The organism is Pseudomonas allii (genome assembly GCF_055380095.1).
In genome coordinates this window covers 3,461,973-3,477,455 of the sequence record NZ_AP039450.1, presented here as the reverse complement: position 1 = coordinate 3,477,455, position 15,483 = coordinate 3,461,973, and the positions used below count along the sequence as shown (strand labels likewise).

Here is a 15,483-nt window from a genome sequence, read left to right as displayed (position 1 = left end):
GTGAGGGATGAAAGATCAACCTATCAGCATCGTGCCGAGCGCAATGACCAGGCACGCCAGCACTTTGCGCACAGTCAGCGATTCGCCCAGGAAGCAATAACCGATCAATGCCGCGAACAGCACGCTGGTTTCGCGCAGGGCCGAAACGGCGCCCATCGGCGCGTGGGACATGGCATAAATAACGATGCCGTAGGCCAGGAGGGACACCAGCCCTCCGACCAAGGCCGTGATGACGCCGGGGCGTGGTGCGAAGAGACTGCGTGTGTCGCGCAGGCCGATGTACACCAGTGGCATCAATACGCCCCAGAGCGCACACATCCATACGGTGTAGGCCAGCGGCGCGCCGGACAGCCTCGCGCCAATACCGTCCGTGACGCTGTAGGCCGCAATGAAAAAACCTGTGCCCAGGGCGTAGGGCAGGCTGGGCACCGCCAGCCGGCGCTGTCTGAAGGCCAGTGAAATAATGCCACCCGATACCAGCACGATGCCGATCAGGGCGTTTGTGCTGACCGTTTCCCCGGCAAACACCAATGCGCACAGCGTGATCAGAATGGGTGAGGAACCGCGGGCAATCGGGTACGTCTGCCCCAGGTCGCCCACCTTGTAGCTTCGTACCAGGAACAGGTTATAGCCCACGTGCAATACGCCCGACAGGATGGCGTAGGGCCAACTGGCTGGCGCGGGAGGCGCGAGAAACAAGGCGATGACACTGCTGGCGATGGCCACCGCCACGCACATCATGGTCATTGACCACAGCCTGTCGGCGCCGACGCGCAACAATGCGTTCCAGCTGGCATGCAAGAGGGCGGCGAAGAGGACGAGTAGAACGATGGATAAAGGCATGCGCCATGGTAAACACCGCAAGGGCGTGTCTAACAGCGAAGTCTTTTCATCCGGTCATGAGTGATTCTTCATGCATCACTATAATTCCGCTGTGCCTGCATCGACTCGGCCAACAACCAGTTACGAAAGCTGATGATGTGCGGCTGGGTTTCGATCCCTTTGGGGCACACAAAGTAGTAGCCGACCGGTGACGCGAACGGCAGCTCGAACAGCCTGACCAGGCGGCCGTCGTTGATTTCCGCTTCGACGTGGCCGCTTCGTGCCAGCGCAATACCTTGGCCCAGCAGCGCCGCCTCGATGGTCATGTTGGTGTCAGCGAACCTGACGCTTTCCTTGAGGGGGGCAATGCTGGTGCCGACATGTTCGAACCAGGCTTCCCACTTGGGCACCAGGTCTGCGCCGTCACGCGTCAGCAACGGGTAACGCAGCAGCTCGGCGGGCTCGTGGGGAGTGCCGAAACGCTTGAGCAGATCGGGGCTGGCCACCGGGAAGATCTGCTCGCGGAGCATGAACTCAGAGTGCAGGCCGGGGTAATTGCCGTTGCCCAGGCGGATGGCCACATCCGCGTCTGCGCTGGAAAATTTGATGGCCTTGTCGCTGGTCTCCAGCGTGATCAGGATTTGCGGATGTTGCTGCGACAGGCTGGGCAGCCTGGGTAGCAGCCATTTCAAGGCGAACGAATACGTGGTGCTGACCTTCAGGCGAACCCGGCCTTTTTGTTCCCTTAGGTCAGCCAGCGTGGCCTCAAGGTTCATGAAAAACTCGCGCACAATGGGCGCCAGCGCGGCCCCGGCCGGGGTCAGCCGCAACGCCTTGCCGCGCTGGAATAACTGCAGGCCCCACAGGTCTTCAAGGTGCTTGAGTTGGTGGCTGACGGCGCTCTGGGTCACATGCAACTCTTCTGAAGCCGATGTGAACGTCGCGTGCCGGGTCGCCACTTCGAAGGCACGCAGCGTGGCCGTGGGTGGTAGGTCTCTCATGACTGGGGTCCGGGTAGGGGGCTGGCAATCAATCAGCATGAATACCGGCTCATGGTAATGGATTCGCAGGCTTTCACAGAAGCCGCAGACCCTGGCCTTGTGAATTGTTGTGAAGCACAGATTAATGGCTCATTGCCCATGCTAACGTCTGCTCCTGGCTATCGTCAGCACGACGATTTCATTCGTACCATTAGGGGAGCAGCGCCGATGTCTACCACCGTAACGCCCGCCGGCAGCGGGGCAAACACGCCTAAAGCGTCACCGTCGGTGTTCGATGACAAGTTGAACATCGCCAAGTCCAGCAAAGTGATCGCCGACTACATGCGCCAGACCGGCAAGTCAGCCATTACCAAGCAGGAACTCACCCAGCTGGCCAACAATGCCTCGGGCAAGGTGCCGGCCGAAGTCTGCGATGCGGCCAAGTACATGGAGCGTCATCCTGACGTCTTCACCGCCATCGAAACCCACGATGTGCCGGGCGCCGATAACCTCTCCGGTGTGTGGAACTTCGATTGGGCCGCCAACGGTGGGCTGAACGGCACGTCGACCGACGCGATTGCAAAAATGCAGGACACCTTCGATTTCGCGATTGCCAAGTCTGCGCAGATCACTGAGATTTCCACGGGTAAAAAAGCCGAGCTGGATTCGACTAAACAGCGGCCGCAGAACTAAAACAGCAGTTTGTACCGTTGGCCCTACAAACCCTACCAACGGGTTACACGATAGCCGTGACGCACTTGGGTTTGCACTGTCATACCCAGCGAGAAGTCAATCTCGTCAAGTAAGAGAGTGTAGTCATGAAGTTGAGTTATCTAACCAAGGCGGCTGTGGTGGTCGCGCTGTTATCGACCTTGTCCGGCTGCTGGATGTTCATGCCACCGGGTGGTGGCGGTGGTCACGGCGGTGGCGGGCATGGTCAGGGCGGCGGCCCTGGCCCTGGCCCTGGCGGCGGACCGCGTTAACCGATAGGCCAGGCAGGCAAGCCGTGAAGCACGGCTTGCCTGTTTTTTTGCATGCGATAAACCCAGGGCAAAGAAAAGCCCGCGTGGGGAGCGCGGGCTAAAGGGATGTTCATTAGGAGCTGAAGCCACCCTAGGCGCTTGTCTGTGAAAGGTTTGTGAAAACCATGGCAAAAAAGTGTATGCCTCAATCCGGCTTTGGCTGTACGGGGCAGGGCAGTCGATAACCCTCTACTGTCGCAGGCATACCACTGCCGTTTGGATGCCGCGTCATGTTCATGTCTACCAGCCTGTTGTCCGCCTTTGTGCTGTTTGCCTTCGTGTCCTCGATCACGCCCGGGCCCAATAACACCATGCTGCTTGCCTCGGGGGTGAACTTCGGCTTTCGCCGCTCGATGCCCCATGCATTGGGGATCAGCATCGGGTTCATGCTGCTGGTGATTTCGGTGGGGCTGGGGCTGGGCGAAGTGTTCAAGGTGTTCCCGTGGGCCTACACGGTGTTGCGCTACGTGGGGGCTGCGTACTTGCTGTACCTGGCGTGGAAGATCGCGACAGCGGGCGGCATGTCCGACAGCGCGGACGAGCAGGGCAAGCCCATGACTTTCCTCGGCGCGGCGGCGTTCCAGTGGGTCAACCCCAAGGCCTGGATCATGGCGCTGGGCGCAATCACCACTTACACGCCGGCCGAAGGCTACGTCACCAATGTGCTGCTGATCGCGCTGGTGTTCGCCGTGGTCAACCTGCCCAGTGTGTGCGTATGGGTCGGGTGTGGCAGCGGCTTGCGCAATGTGCTGCGTGAGCCGCGCTGGTTACGCCTGTTCAACTGGACGATGGCCGGGCTGCTGGTGCTGTCGCTGTACCCGATGCTGTTTGCCGGCTGAGCGTCAGACCGGCGAGATGGTGGCCAGCAGGCCGATGCCGATGGTCAGCACCAAAAAGCCGAACAGAAAAAGTGCCATCTTGGTCATAAGGCCTCCGAAGGGAAGGGAGTGGGGATGGGGCCATTGTCCGCCCAGACGGCGTTTTGATACAGACGCAGATAGCAAAGAAAAAACCGTATCAGATGCGCTTGCCGCTGTTCAGCCGGGGGCTTTCAGCGCGTGTGGCTTTTTCAAGATCAGCGCCTGAGACAGCCAGCGCATTTGCCCCTAAGATGGCGCCCATTGCATCAATAACAAGAGTGGGCCAACCCTCGATGGAAAGACGTCAATTCAGCGGTGGCATGAAAGGCAAGAACCTGCGCTACCTCAACGAAACCCAACAGCCGGCGTCGGTCACCCGCGTCGGCTTCCTGTTGCTTGAACATTTCTCCCTGCCAGCATTCACCCAGACCCTCGACACCTTCGTCACCGCCAACCTGCTGCGCCCCGAACTGTTCGCTTCGCGCACCTTCGGCTGTGACGATGGCGAAGTCATCAGTGACCTGGGCCTGGTGATTCGCCCCGATGCGCGCCTGGATGCCGGGGCATTGCACGACCTGGACCTGCTGGTGATCTGCGGCGGATTCCGTACCGAACTCAAGGCCGGCGAAGCCTTCATCCACCTGCTGCACACCGCCGCCGAACAGGGCATCAGCCTTGCGGGCTTGTGGAACGGCGCCTGGTTCCTTGGGCGTGCCGGCCTGTTGCAGGGCTATCGCTGCGCCATTCACCCCGAACACCGTCCGGCGCTGGCAGAAGTCTCCAAGGCGACCCACGTCACCAGCGAACCCTACGTGATCGACCGCGACCGCCTCACCGCTTCAAGCCCGTCCGGTGCCTTCCACATGGCGCTGGACTGGATCAAAGCCCTGCATGACAAGGCACTCGTTGAAGGCATCGAAGACATCCTGGCCTTCGAAGAGTCCCGCTACCGCCGCATCAAACCCTCCGAAAACGTCAGCGTCAGTGCGCCGTTGCGTGAAGTGGTGAAACTGATGGACGCCAACCTCGAAGAGCCTCTGGAGCTGGACCAACTGGCGGTGTACGCCGGCCGCTCGCGGCGCCAGTTGGAGCGCTTGTTCAAGGAGCAACTGGGCACCACCCCGCAGCGGTACTACATGGAACTGCGGGTGACCGAGGCGCGGCGGCTGCTGCAGCACACCGAGCTGTCGCAGGTGGAGGTGCTGGTCGCCTGCGGGTTTGTGTCGCCGAGCCATTTCAGCAAGTGCTATAGCTCGTACTTCGGCTATCGCCCCTCGAAGGAGAAGCGCTTGGTCAAGTAAAGTGCTGACTGACTCACTTTCTTTCAAGGATGACAAATGTCTCTCACGCTTTTGAATCGTTACCGCGGCAGCCTGCTGGGCCTGGCCTGTGGCGACGCAGTGGGCACCACTGTTGAATTCATGCCTCGCGGCACATTCACACCGGTCACCGACATGGTTGGAGGAGGACCGTTCAACCTGAAAGCGGGCCAATGGACGGACGACACCTCGATGGCGTTGTGCCTTGCGGAAAGCTTGCTGCGTAAAGGTGGTTTTGATGCAGCTGACCAGATGGGGCGATACCTGAACTGGTGGAAGTGGGGCTACCTGAGCTCTACCGGTGATTGCTTTGATATAGGCATGACCGTGCGCACGGCGCTCACGGCGTTTGAGTCGCAAGGTAATCCGTTTGCAGGTTCAACAGAGCCTTTTTCCGCAGGCAACGGTTCGATGATGCGCCTCGCGCCGCTGGTGCTGTTTTACTTTCCAAACCTGCAAAGCGTTGATGACTTTTCCCGAGAAAGCTCCCGTACGACTCACGGAGCCCAAGAGGCAATCGAGTGTTGCGTGGTGTTGGCGAGAGCCATCGGTAACGCGTTGAGTGGAGCAACGAAGGAGCGCCTGTTGAATATCTCTTGCGCGGGTCTTTCTGCGCCCAAAGTCGTAGCGATTGCCCAGGGGGAGTATTGCAACAAGACCCGTGCGCAGATAACGGGTTCCGGTTACGCCGTGGCGTCATTGGAGGCGGCGCTGTGGTGCGTAAAACATACTGACAGCTTCGCCGACGCGGTGTTGGCTGCCGCGAACCTGGGTGACGACGCTGACACTACTGCCGCCATCGTTGGTCAGTTGGCGGGGGCATATTACGGCATGCAAGGCATCCCGACGGGTTGGCTGGACAAGCTTTGTATGCGTGATGAAATTGAGGAAATGGCTGACGCACTCTACAGCATGGCTGCTCAAACCCCATGATTAAGCCCCCCACTTGTGTGACCAGCGGACTTGCTGTGGCGAGCGGGCTGCTGTGGTGAGCGGGCTTGCCCCGCGTTGGGCTGCGCAGCAGCCCCAATAGAAAACACCGCCGTCTGTCAGACAGAACGCGGTGTTTGTTGTCAGGGCTGCTGCGCAGCCCAACGCGGGGCAAGCCCGCTCGCCACATCAAGCCCGCTCACTACAAAAACCGCGTTGTCAGAAACGGTCGAGGCGATAAGCCGTGAGTAACGGTGTTTGACCCTTGCTCGCCAATGCCCCAATCATCTCCGCCGTCACCGCCGCCTGCGTCAACCCCAGATGCTGGTGCCCGAACGCAAGCAGCACCTTGCCGTCACACACCCGGTCAATCACCGGCAACGAGTCCGGCAGTGACGGTCGAAACCCCATCCACGGTGTCGCACCCTCTGCGCTGAGGTCATCTCGAAACAACCCCTTGCTCAACCGATGCAACTGCCAGGCACGCTGCATATTTGCCGGGCGCTTCAGGCCGGCGAATTCCACCGTGCCGGCCAGGCGCAAGCCGTCGGTCATGGGGGTCATGATGAATTTGCGTTCCAGGGAGGTGACGGCAAACGGCAGGCGATGCGGCTCGTGGGGCAGCATCAGGTGATAGCCGCGTTCCGTGTCCAGCGGGACCTTTTTGCCAGTCAGGGCAGCGGTCAATTTGGCCGAGTGGGCGCCGCAGGCAATCAACACCTGTCCTGCGCCCAGGGTGCCCTGGGCGGTGGTGAGTGAGACGCCGTGTGGTTCTACCCGCCCATCCAGTACCTGCCGCTTGAGGAACTGCACGCCACTGGCCTTGGCAGCCGCGACCAGTTCGCACACCACCTGGTACGGGTCGAGGAAGTGCCCGGTGCTCGGGAAAAACAGCCCGCCCTGGATGTGCTCGCTCAATTGCGGCGCAGCCTGGCGTATGGCATCGCCGTTCCAGAACGCTACGGGCACCTGCTGTGCTTGCATGCGCTGCTGCAAGGCCTGGAGTGCGTCGCGTGAGTCCGTACGCTCGAACACCAGCAGCGAGCCGTCCTCGCGCAGCATTTCCGGGCGCCCGATGCTGTGCTGCAGGCGTTGCCACGCACCCAGGCTGCCTTCGTTGAGCACGCGAATAGCTGCGACGGTACGCTGATAGGGTGCCGGACGCAGGTTCAACAGCAGCCGCAGGAACCAGGGCAGGGCGCGCGGCAGGTATTTCCAATCCAGGCGCAGCGGGCCCATCGGGTCCAGCAGCATGCCGGGCAAGCGCTTGAGGATCGACACATCGGCAATCGGGAACACCTGTTCGGTCGCCAGGTGCCCGGCGTTGCCATAGGACGCGCCCATGCCGGGTTCCTGTTGATCGACCACCACCACGTGGCGTCCCTGGCGCGCCAGTTGCAGGGCGCAGGCGACGCCGATAATGCCGGCGCCGACTACGACGATATCGGGATCGGACATCGCTTATGCCTCTCTCTGGCCATCAAGCAGGCGCCGCAGCAACAGCGGGTTGCCATGCTGGAGCGCGGCCGGCAGCAACGCATCGGGGAAATCCTGATAACACACTGGCCGCAGGAAACGCTGGATCGCCGCCGTGCCCACCGATGTGCTGCGCGGATCCGAGGTAGCCGGGAAGGGGCCGCCGTGGACCATGGCATCACAGACTTCCACACCCGTCGGCCAGCCATTGACCAGCAGGCGACCGGCCTTGCGCTCCAACACTGGCAGCAGGGCCTTGGCATCGGGAAGGTCGTTCTCATCCATGTGTAACGTGGCGGTGAGCTGGCCTTCGAGATGCTCGGATACTTGGCGCACTTCTTCACTGTCGGTGCAGACGACCAGCAGTGACGCGGCGCCGAACACTTCCGCTTGCAGATGCTCATTGGCCAGGAACGCCTGAGCCTGGGTCACGAACAGATGGGCCTGGCCCTGGTTGGGGCCTGTCGCCGGCAAACCCTTTGCGGCCACATTGGCGTGTTCAGTCAATTCGCCTACGCCAGCAGCGTAGGCACTGGCAATGCCCGGCGTGAGCATGGTCTGTGCCCCACAGGTCGGCAGCAACCCACTGGCCAGGCTGATGAAGCGATCCAGGGCTGGGCCTTGCACCGCAATGACCAACCCCGGGTTGGTACAGAACTGCCCGGCGCCCTGGGTCAACGACGCCACAAAACCCTGGGCCAATGCTTCACCCCTGGCCGCCAACGCTGCCGGAAACAGGTACACCGGGTTGATCGAACTCATCTCCGCGTAGACCGGAATCGGCTCTGGCCGTGCCTGGGCTGCCTGGATCAACGCCAAGCCACCGCTGCGCGAGCCGGTAAACCCGACGGCCTTGATGCGCGGGTCGGTGACCAGCGCAATGCCCACCTCACGGCCCGAACCGTACAACAGCGAAAAAACGCCCTCCGGCAGACCGCACGCCTTGACCGCCTGCGCGACCGCTCGGCCGACCCGTTCACTGGTGCCAGGGTGCGCGCCGTGGGCTTTGACGATGACCGGGCAACCGGCAGCCAGCGCAGAGGCGGTATCGCCACCGGCTACGGAGAAGGCAAATGGAAAGTTGCTGGCGCCAAACACCGCGACCGGGCCGAGGGCGATATGGCGTTGCCGCAGGTCTGGACGGGGCAGGGGCTGGCGTTGCGGTTGTGCGCTATCGACCCGCACATCCAGCCATTCGCCGGCGCGTACGGTGCGGGCGAAGGTGCGCAGTTGCCCGCAGGTGCGCCCACGTTCGCCCTGGATACGTGGGCGAGGCAGGCCGGTTTCGGCAACGGCGCGGTCGATCAGTTCATCGCCGAGGGCCTCGATGTGCGCGGCGATGGTCTCAAGGAGCGTGGCGCGCGCCTCCAGAGAGGTTTCGCGATAGACATCGAATGCCGCCCACGCCAAGCCGCAGGCCTGGGCGACATGCTCGCCGTTGCCGCCGAAATAGGCCGGTTCCAAGGCGGTATCAGTGGCGGGATTGATCGCCCGGATCGCTTCGCGAGTGCCGGCAGTGGCGTGCTGACCGATCAGCATCTTGCCCGTCAGAGTCATGGGGATTTCCTGGAAAAAAGAGGGTTGGCCGCTGCCAGAATCGCAGCGGCTCGCGAAGGGTCAGGCGACGTTCTGTTCCGCCGACCAGCTGGCGTACCACTGGCGGAACAGGGCGTACTGGTTCTCTGCGTAACGACGCTGGGCATCGCTGAGGGCATCGGTTTCGTTGAAGTGCAGGGCGTAGCCGTTGTCACCGTTCAGCACCATCAAGTGCTTGTAATACAGCACCAGGTCGCAGCCCTCGTCGAAGGACGACAGCACCGCCAGCGCAGCTTCCAGTTCACGCGCCTGGCGACGGGCCTTGGCATCGCCCTTGGCGGCTTTTTTACTCAGGGCTACCAGTTGCAGCACTTCCCGAGGCAGTGCGTTGCCGATGCCGGTGATGGCGCCGGTGGCATTGCAGTTGACGAAACCGTGTACCACCTGGGTGTCGACACCGACCATGAGGGTCACGCTGTCGTCCTGGGAGGTGATGTGTTCGGCGGCGTAGCGCAGGTCGGCACCGCCACCGAACTCCTTGAAGCCGATCAGGTTCGGGTGTTCGCGGCGCAATTCGAAGAACAGGTCGGCGCGGGTCGCGAAGCCGTAGTACGGGCTGTTGTAGATGACCGCCGGCAGGTTGGGCGCAGCCTTGAGGATCGCCGAGAAGTGCGCCTTTTGTGCGGTGGCGGATGCGCCTCGAGACAGCACGCGCGGGATGACCATCAGGCCATGGGCGCCGACCTTGGCGGCGTGGGCCGCATGGGCCACGGCTTCTCGGCTGTTCACCGCGCCGGTGCCGACGATGGTCGGTACACCGGCCGCCACCAGCCGGGCCACGCCTTCCTGGCGTTCGGCCTCGGTGAGCAACGGCCAGTCGCCCATGGAGCCGCAGTACACCACGGCGCTCATGCCGATATCGATCAGCTCGCGGCCTTTGGCGACCAGGGCGTCGAAGTCCGGCTTGCGCTCAGGCGTGCACGGGGTCATCAGGGCAGGGATGCAGCCGGTGAAGATGTTGTCGCTCATGGTGTTCACTCCAGTTTCCAGTAGGGGGAGGGCTCAGATGCCCCAGGCAAAAGGGTCTTGCGGGTCGATCAGCAAGGTGCTGTCGGCGGTCATGTGGGCACGGCCGGTGATGAAGGGGCGCACACGTTCGCCGTCCCATTCATAGCGGCCTGCGAATTGGCTGCCGGTGATGCTGGCTTGCACCCAGGTTTCGCCGGGCGCAAGTTTTCCATCGGCGGCCAGGCAGGCCAGCTTGGCGCTGGTGCCGGTGCCGCAGGGCGAGCGGTCGTAGGCTTTGCCGGGGCACATGACGAAGTTGCGGCTGTCGGCGTGGTCGTCGTTGGCGAACAGTTCGATGTGGTCGATCAGTGCGCCATCGGCGCCGTAAATGCCTTGGTCTTCCAGGGCCTTGAGCATTGCCCAGGTGTAGTCGGTGAGGGCGTCGACGTTATCCATCTGCAGGCGCTGGCCATGCTCCGACACCAGGAAAAACCAGTTGCCGCCCCAGGCGATATCGCCATGGACTATGCCGTGACCCGGCACGCGCACTGCGATCTGCTCGCGATAGCGGTAGGCAGGCACATTGCGCAAGGTCACCGCGCCGTCTTCGTGCAAGGTAGCCGCGACCGGCCCGACGGGTGTGTCGATGGTGTGCACGCCGGGCGCGATGCGGCCCAGGTGATGCAGCGAAGCCACCAGCCCGATAGTGCCGTGGCCACACATGCCCAGGTAGCCGGCGTTGTTGAAGAAGATCACCCCGCAAATGGCGCCCGGCGTGACCGGCGCGCAGTACAGCGCGCCGACCAGCACATCATTGCCTCGCGGTTCCAGGATGCAGGCGCGGCGCCACTGGTCGTGCTCGGCGCGCAGGTGGTGCAGCTGATCGGCAATCGTGACGCCCTCCAGCGCCGGAAAACCGCTCATCACCAGCCGGGTGGGTTCGCCACCTGTGTGGGAGTCGATCACATGCAATCGCTTCATAAAACGCTCCTGAATCAGTAAGTCGCGGGCGTCAGCGGGGCGTGAGGCTCGTCAACCGCTTCGCTTTCATCGGCTTCGTGTTCCAGCCGAACCAAGTGAGCTGGCACGCCAGTGGCGGCGCCCCAGTAGTAAATGCCGAGCGCGCAAGCCGCGACCACAATGGTGTCGAGCGGATGGCTGAGCACACCGATGCCGCCAAAACTGCCGAGCTTGGACAGCAGGATGGTCACCGCGTAGAAACCGATCAGCCAGGCTGAAGAACGCACTTGCTGCTTGAGGTCGAGGTGCGCGGTCGGCACCCAGCGCGCGCACAGCAGGTACACCACGAACATCAGGATTTGCAGGCCAAGCAGCCAGGACACCGTGCCCCAGCCCGACCAGTACACGATCAACGCGGCGATGATGAACGACAGCGGACCGAGCAGCGCCATGCCCTTGACCCGAAACGGTCGCACCATCTGCGGTGCATTGCGGCGCAGCGCGGCGACGGTCACCGGGGCCACTGCGTAGCTGAGGATCAGCGCGGCGGACACCACATTGATCAGCGCTTCCCAGGACGGGAACGGCAGGGTCCAGAACACCGACAAGCCAAACGTCAGCCACAGCGCCGGACGCGGAATACCGGACTTCTCGTCGATACGCGTGAAGATCTTGAAGAACGTGCCGGTCTGCGCCCAGCCATACACCACCCGCGGCGTGGCGTTCATGTAGATGTTGCCGCAGCCACTGGGGGAGATCACCGCGTCGGCCACCACCAGGTAGGCCAGCCAGCCCACGCCCAATGCCAAGGCTATATCCCGGTAAGGCAGCGCCAGTTCCTTGCTGATCCCCGCCCAGCCATTGGCGAGCATGTCGGTGGGCACGCCGCCCAGGAAGGCGGTTTGCAGCAGCACGTAGATCGCGGTCGACAGCAACACCGAGAGGATCAACGCAATCGGAATCGTGCGCTGCGGGTTCTTCACCTCACTGGCCACCGAGATGATCGGTGTGAGCCCCAGGTAGGCAAAAATCACCCCGCCGGCCGACACCGCCATCTCAATCCCGGACAGGCCGAACGGCGCAAAACCCTGCACCTGAAAGTTCGCCGGCTTGAAGAAGGTGAACAGCACGCCGATCACCAGCAACGGCACGATGAACTTGAACACGCTGACCAGGTTATTGGCGATGGCGAAGGTCTTCACGCTGCGGTAATTGAGCACGAAAAACAGACAGAGCAGAGCCAATTGCACCAGCCAGCCGAGGGTGGTCGGGTCGCTGGAGCCGACCTTGGTCAGCTCGGGAAACCAGGCCGCTGCGTATTGGCGCGAGGCGACCACTTCGATGGCGACCAGGCTGGAAAATGCGATCAGCGTGATAAAGCCCATCAGGTAGCCCAGCAACGGGCCGTGGGAATAAACCGGGTAGCGCACCACGCCACCGGCGCGGGGCAATGCGGCACCCAACTCGCAGTACACAATGCCCAGCAGCAACACCGCGAACCCGCCAATCAGCCAGGAAATGATCCCCGCCGGGCCGGCAATGGCCGACACATGACTGGCTGCGAACAACCAGCCCGAACCGAAGATGGCCCCCAGCCCGATAAACGTGAGGTCCATCAATGAAAGTTGTTTCTTGAACTTGCCTTGACCTGACATAGCGTCGCCTTCTTGTGAGTTATTGGATAGGCATGCAGTGGCCATACAGTGAACTCACAGGCGGCGGCGCGATTGATGTTTTTTGCCGACATCGATGACGAAATCGGCACAGTTTTCGTGGCTCGACAGCGCTCAAGGCATCGGGCAATCTGCGTGCGTCGAGGCACTCAACGGGGGATCGAAAGTCATGTTGCAGACTGCGTTTGCGGCCCTGTGCCAAGGGGATGAAACGAATCGACCCCACAGCATCGAGCAGCTCCTGGCCAGTGTGGTGCAGCTGTTGCCGATGCTGGATGTGATCCCCAATGCGGCGATTTTCATCAAGGACACCCAGGCCCGCTACCTCCTCGCCAACCGTACGTTGGTACACCGCTGCGGCCTCAAGCAGCTGCAACCGCTGCTGGGCAAGACCAGCGCGCAAGTGTTCCCCGCACAACTGGGGCCGGGCTATACCGAGCAGGACCGCCGCGTGCTGGAACAGGGCTTTGTGCTGGAAGACCAGCTCGAACTGCACCTTTACGGCACCCGTGAACCCGGCTGGTGCCTGACCCACAAATGGCCGTTGTACAACCACACCGGCACGATCATCGGCCTAGCCGGTATCTCGGTCGACCTGCAAACCGCCAGCGAAAGCCACCCCGCCTACCAACGCCTGGCCGCCGTGGACGCGTATATCCGTGCGCACTTCAACCGCCGCGTCACCCTCGGTGAGTTGACCCGCATCGCCGGGATTTCCGTGGCGCAGCTGGAGCGTTACTGCAAGCGCGTGTTCCACCTCACGCCCCGGCAGATGATCCAGAAAGTGCGGCTGGAACACGCCCATCGGTTATTGCACAGCGACCTGCCGATCACCGAGGTGGCGCTGCAATGCGGGTACACCGACCACAGCGCGTTCACTCGGCAGTTCAAGGCCTCGACGGGGTTTACGCCGAGGCAGTATCGGCAGGCGACGGCTGATTCGAGCGCTTTGACTAACGGCCTTTAGCCGGCGACGACGCTCATTCCTCCGTCCGCCATGACCACTGAACCGACCAGGTAGGAGGCGCGGTCAGAGGCAAGAAATGCGACCACTTCGGCGATTTCTTCCGGTTGCGCGGCGCGCTTGATGGGGCTGGTCTTGCCGTGTTCCGCCAGGAAGGCCGGTCCGTCGGGCACAACGCTGTCGAGTATGTTCGTGACAACATCCCCGGAACCCACGGCGTTCACCCGAATGCCCTGCTCGATGACCTCAAGTGCAAGCGTGCGTGTCAGTTGCGTCAACGCGCCTTTGGACGCGGCGTAGGCGGCGATGCTGGGAAAGGCCTGGTAAGCCGCATAAGACGCGATGTTGACGATGGCGCCGGAGCCATTGGCAATCATGGCTTTGATTGCCTCGCGGGAATGCAGGAAGGCGGCAGTCACGTTGACGTTTTGGATGTGCTCCCAGTCGTCCCGCGTCATATCGACCACCCGCTTATTAATGATGATCCCGGCATTGTTAACCAGGATATCCAGGCGCCCGAAATGCTCGATGGCCAGGGCGATCGCCTGCTCTGCGGCACCGTCCCGGGCGATGTCGGCCACCAGGGGAATAAGCCCTGGACGCCCCAGTGTGCGGACCATCGGGTTTTTGTCTTCGGCGATGACCTGCGCGCCGCGTTGGTGCATCAGTTCTGCGACGGCGCGGCCGATACCGCTGGCTGCGCCTGTGATGAGTACGACTTTTCCGGCAAACTCTTGATTGATAGTGCTCATTGGATGAGGCCTCCTGATGGGTTCACAGCACTTGCGCGCTGCGTGAGGGGGCACTGTCCGTCTTTGGCCGTGACAAATCTGAAGGTGTTTTGCGAGACTATCGCGATTGTGCTTTTTTATCGCGGGTAGTCGGCTTCTAGCTCTCAAGCAGGTCCTCAAATGAACAGCGTCCGATCAACCGAAGAGTTTTCAGGCCCGGCACGGATTGCGGCAGAACAGATGCCGCGATACCTGCCTCATAGCGCCTGCGCAGGGCCGACACATTGGTTGCATCCTGATGTGCAAATGCAGGTTTACACCCACCGCAGCACCCTGCGCGATCTTGTCGTGCCGGCAGTGGCGGAGCCGCTTCTGGTCCTTGTACTGTCGGGCGCTGCGCGGGTCGAGGAGCGTGAGCGCGGGCAGGGCTGGCGGGTCAGCGACGTGGCAGCAGGTGATTTTTTTCTGACCAGGGCCGATGAGCCCTACGAAATGCGCTGGCAGACCACGGGGAGCGACGATTTCAAGGTGGTCCATCTTTACCTGAGCCAGCGCTTGTTGGATCTGGCCGCTACGGACATTCAGCAGGACGCCAGCCAGGTGCGTCTGCTGGAGCTTTCAGGGGCAAACGACGCGTATGTCGAGCGTCTGGTCAGGTGTATTTACGAAGAACTTGCCCAGCGTTCAACGCCGAGCGTGCTGTGTGCCATAGGCCTGGCGCAGGCACTCGCGGTGCACCTGGTTCGACAGTATCGGGATGATGCAGGTGTGAAAGGCCGCAATGCCTTACCGGCCTATCGCCTGCAACGTGTCATCAGGCGCATGCAAGCGTCGCTCGATACTGACCTCAGCATGCCGACATTAGCCCAGGAAGCAGGCTTGAGCCGTTATTACTTCAGCCGCCTGTTTCAGCAGGCGACAGGTCATTCACCGTCGCAGTTTTTCATTCAGTTGCGCATGACCCGAGCCCGCGAACTGTTGTCGAGCACCGATCAGAGCATCATTCAGGTGGCGCTGGACGTGGGGTACGGCAGCCCTGCGCATTTCGCCCAGGTATTCCGGCGTCACACCGGGATGACGCCACGCGAGTATCGCAAGCAATAGCCCCCGACCGAGCCCGAATCGGCAATACCGGATTCAATGCAACGAATGGCCCCCTGACGCCTCATATAAGGACAACCGATTGAAATCAGCCGGTTGGG

At 61.9% G+C, this 15,483-nt stretch carries 15 protein-coding genes; 7 read left to right on the top strand and 8 right to left on the bottom strand.

The genetic code is table 11. From position 1 onward, the window contains the following. Nucleotides 1–15: 15 nt before the first annotated feature. Both ACZ445_RS15580 and gcvA read right to left on the bottom strand, forming a co-directional pair. Entirely contained in the window at nucleotides 16–843 is an 828-nt protein-coding gene (locus ACZ445_RS15580) for an EamA family transporter (RefSeq protein WP_464707228.1), read from the bottom strand. A gap of 68 nt (nucleotides 844–911) precedes the next feature. Then, nucleotides 912–1,823, bottom strand: coding sequence for a transcriptional regulator GcvA (gene gcvA, locus ACZ445_RS15575; RefSeq protein WP_464707227.1), 912 nt, complete (start codon nucleotides 1,821–1,823; stop codon nucleotides 912–914). A 207-nt stretch (nucleotides 1,824–2,030) separates the two neighbouring features. Here gcvA and ACZ445_RS15570 point away from each other — a divergent pair, with 207 nt between their 5' ends. The 5 genes from ACZ445_RS15570 (at nucleotide 2,031) to ACZ445_RS15550 (ending at nucleotide 5,936) form a co-directional block, all read left to right on the top strand. After that, complete coding sequence (locus ACZ445_RS15570; RefSeq protein WP_092243825.1) at nucleotides 2,031–2,495, top strand: hypothetical protein; 465 nt, start codon at nucleotides 2,031–2,033, stop codon at nucleotides 2,493–2,495. 125 nt (nucleotides 2,496–2,620) lie between these two features. Then, nucleotides 2,621–2,785, top strand: a complete 165-nt coding sequence (locus ACZ445_RS15565) for a hypothetical protein (protein WP_464707226.1) — start codon at nucleotides 2,621–2,623, stop codon at nucleotides 2,783–2,785. Nucleotides 2,786–3,054: 269 nt separating this feature from the next. Then, nucleotides 3,055–3,663 carry a LysE family translocator gene (locus ACZ445_RS15560; protein WP_058426697.1) on the top strand — a complete coding sequence of 203 codons (609 nt, stop codon included), beginning with the start codon at nucleotides 3,055–3,057 and terminating at the stop codon, nucleotides 3,661–3,663. Nucleotides 3,664–3,977: 314 nt separating this feature from the next. Next, nucleotides 3,978–4,985: a GlxA family transcriptional regulator gene (locus ACZ445_RS15555; protein ID WP_464707225.1), complete on the top strand. Its 1,008-nt coding sequence runs from the start codon at nucleotides 3,978–3,980 to the stop codon at nucleotides 4,983–4,985. Between the two features lie 36 nt (nucleotides 4,986–5,021). Then, a complete protein-coding gene (locus ACZ445_RS15550) occupies nucleotides 5,022–5,936 on the top strand; it encodes an ADP-ribosylglycohydrolase family protein (RefSeq protein WP_058427823.1) in 915 nt (304 codons plus the stop codon). Nucleotides 5,937–6,152: 216 nt separating this feature from the next. Here ACZ445_RS15550 and ACZ445_RS15545 read toward each other — a convergent pair whose 3' ends face one another. The 5 genes from ACZ445_RS15545 to ACZ445_RS15525 are packed head-to-tail and all read right to left on the bottom strand — an operon-like array spanning nucleotide 6,153 to nucleotide 12,568. Beyond that, nucleotides 6,153–7,391 (bottom strand): NAD(P)/FAD-dependent oxidoreductase, encoded by a 1,239-nt coding sequence (locus ACZ445_RS15545; RefSeq protein ID WP_464707224.1) that lies wholly within the window; start codon nucleotides 7,389–7,391, stop codon nucleotides 6,153–6,155. A gap of 3 nt (nucleotides 7,392–7,394) precedes the next feature. After that, the gene (locus ACZ445_RS15540) at nucleotides 7,395–8,966 is read right to left on the bottom strand and encodes an aldehyde dehydrogenase (NADP(+)) (protein ID WP_179028775.1); all 1,572 of its coding nucleotides are present in this window, start codon (nucleotides 8,964–8,966) and stop codon (nucleotides 7,395–7,397) included. Between the two features lie 60 nt (nucleotides 8,967–9,026). Then, nucleotides 9,027–9,974 carry a dihydrodipicolinate synthase family protein gene (locus ACZ445_RS15535; RefSeq protein WP_464707223.1) on the bottom strand — a complete coding sequence of 316 codons (948 nt, stop codon included), beginning with the start codon at nucleotides 9,972–9,974 and terminating at the stop codon, nucleotides 9,027–9,029. A gap of 33 nt (nucleotides 9,975–10,007) precedes the next feature. Beyond that, on the bottom strand, nucleotides 10,008–10,934 hold the full coding sequence (locus ACZ445_RS15530; protein WP_464707222.1) for a 4-hydroxyproline epimerase: 927 nt from the start codon (nucleotides 10,932–10,934) through the stop codon (nucleotides 10,008–10,010). A gap of 14 nt (nucleotides 10,935–10,948) precedes the next feature. Continuing rightward, entirely contained in the window at nucleotides 10,949–12,568 is a 1,620-nt protein-coding gene (locus ACZ445_RS15525) for an APC family permease (protein ID WP_058427828.1), read from the bottom strand. A 187-nt stretch (nucleotides 12,569–12,755) separates the two neighbouring features. Here ACZ445_RS15525 and ACZ445_RS15520 point away from each other — a divergent pair, with 187 nt between their 5' ends. Continuing rightward, nucleotides 12,756–13,553: an AraC family transcriptional regulator gene (locus tag ACZ445_RS15520; protein ID WP_179028773.1), complete on the top strand. Its 798-nt coding sequence runs from the start codon at nucleotides 12,756–12,758 to the stop codon at nucleotides 13,551–13,553. On the opposite strand, the gene ACZ445_RS15515 is transcribed toward ACZ445_RS15520, so the two are convergent. Then, on the bottom strand, nucleotides 13,550–14,302 hold the full coding sequence (locus ACZ445_RS15515) for an SDR family NAD(P)-dependent oxidoreductase (RefSeq protein WP_464707221.1): 753 nt from the start codon (nucleotides 14,300–14,302) through the stop codon (nucleotides 13,550–13,552). The two genes, ACZ445_RS15520 and ACZ445_RS15515, sit on opposite strands and share 4 nt — an antisense overlap. Nucleotides 14,303–14,461: 159 nt before the next feature. On the opposite strand from ACZ445_RS15515, the gene ACZ445_RS15510 reads away from it, so the two are divergent. After that, the gene (locus ACZ445_RS15510) at nucleotides 14,462–15,385 is read left to right on the top strand and encodes a helix-turn-helix domain-containing protein (protein WP_464707220.1); all 924 of its coding nucleotides are present in this window, start codon (nucleotides 14,462–14,464) and stop codon (nucleotides 15,383–15,385) included. The last annotated feature ends 98 nt before the right edge of the window (nucleotides 15,386–15,483 follow it).

What these genes read in the sequence shown, in the direction of transcription:
- ACZ445_RS15565 (WP_464707226.1), top strand. Translation starts at nt 2,621, where the DNA reads ATGAAGTTGAGTTATCTAACCAAGGCGGCTGTGGTGGTCGCGCTGTTA.
- gcvA (WP_464707227.1), bottom strand. Translation starts at nt 1,823, where the DNA reads ATGAGAGACCTACCACCCACGGCCACGCTGCGTGCCTTCGAAGTGGCG.
- ACZ445_RS15530 (WP_464707222.1), bottom strand. Translation starts at nt 10,934, where the DNA reads ATGAAGCGATTGCATGTGATCGACTCCCACACAGGTGGCGAACCCACC.
- ACZ445_RS15560 (WP_058426697.1), top strand. Translation starts at nt 3,055, where the DNA reads ATGTTCATGTCTACCAGCCTGTTGTCCGCCTTTGTGCTGTTTGCCTTC.
- ACZ445_RS15510 (WP_464707220.1), top strand. Translation starts at nt 14,462, where the DNA reads ATGAACAGCGTCCGATCAACCGAAGAGTTTTCAGGCCCGGCACGGATT.
- ACZ445_RS15540 (WP_179028775.1), bottom strand. Translation starts at nt 8,966, where the DNA reads ATGACTCTGACGGGCAAGATGCTGATCGGTCAGCACGCCACTGCCGGC.
- ACZ445_RS15535 (WP_464707223.1), bottom strand. Translation starts at nt 9,974, where the DNA reads ATGAGCGACAACATCTTCACCGGCTGCATCCCTGCCCTGATGACCCCG.
- ACZ445_RS15570 (WP_092243825.1), top strand. Translation starts at nt 2,031, where the DNA reads ATGTCTACCACCGTAACGCCCGCCGGCAGCGGGGCAAACACGCCTAAA.
- ACZ445_RS15520 (WP_179028773.1), top strand. Translation starts at nt 12,756, where the DNA reads ATGTTGCAGACTGCGTTTGCGGCCCTGTGCCAAGGGGATGAAACGAAT.
- ACZ445_RS15580 (WP_464707228.1), bottom strand. Translation starts at nt 843, where the DNA reads ATGCCTTTATCCATCGTTCTACTCGTCCTCTTCGCCGCCCTCTTGCAT.
- ACZ445_RS15545 (WP_464707224.1), bottom strand. Translation starts at nt 7,391, where the DNA reads ATGTCCGATCCCGATATCGTCGTAGTCGGCGCCGGCATTATCGGCGTC.
- ACZ445_RS15550 (WP_058427823.1), top strand. Translation starts at nt 5,022, where the DNA reads ATGTCTCTCACGCTTTTGAATCGTTACCGCGGCAGCCTGCTGGGCCTG.
- ACZ445_RS15555 (WP_464707225.1), top strand. Translation starts at nt 3,978, where the DNA reads ATGGAAAGACGTCAATTCAGCGGTGGCATGAAAGGCAAGAACCTGCGC.
- ACZ445_RS15525 (WP_058427828.1), bottom strand. Translation starts at nt 12,568, where the DNA reads ATGTCAGGTCAAGGCAAGTTCAAGAAACAACTTTCATTGATGGACCTC.
- ACZ445_RS15515 (WP_464707221.1), bottom strand. Translation starts at nt 14,302, where the DNA reads ATGAGCACTATCAATCAAGAGTTTGCCGGAAAAGTCGTACTCATCACA.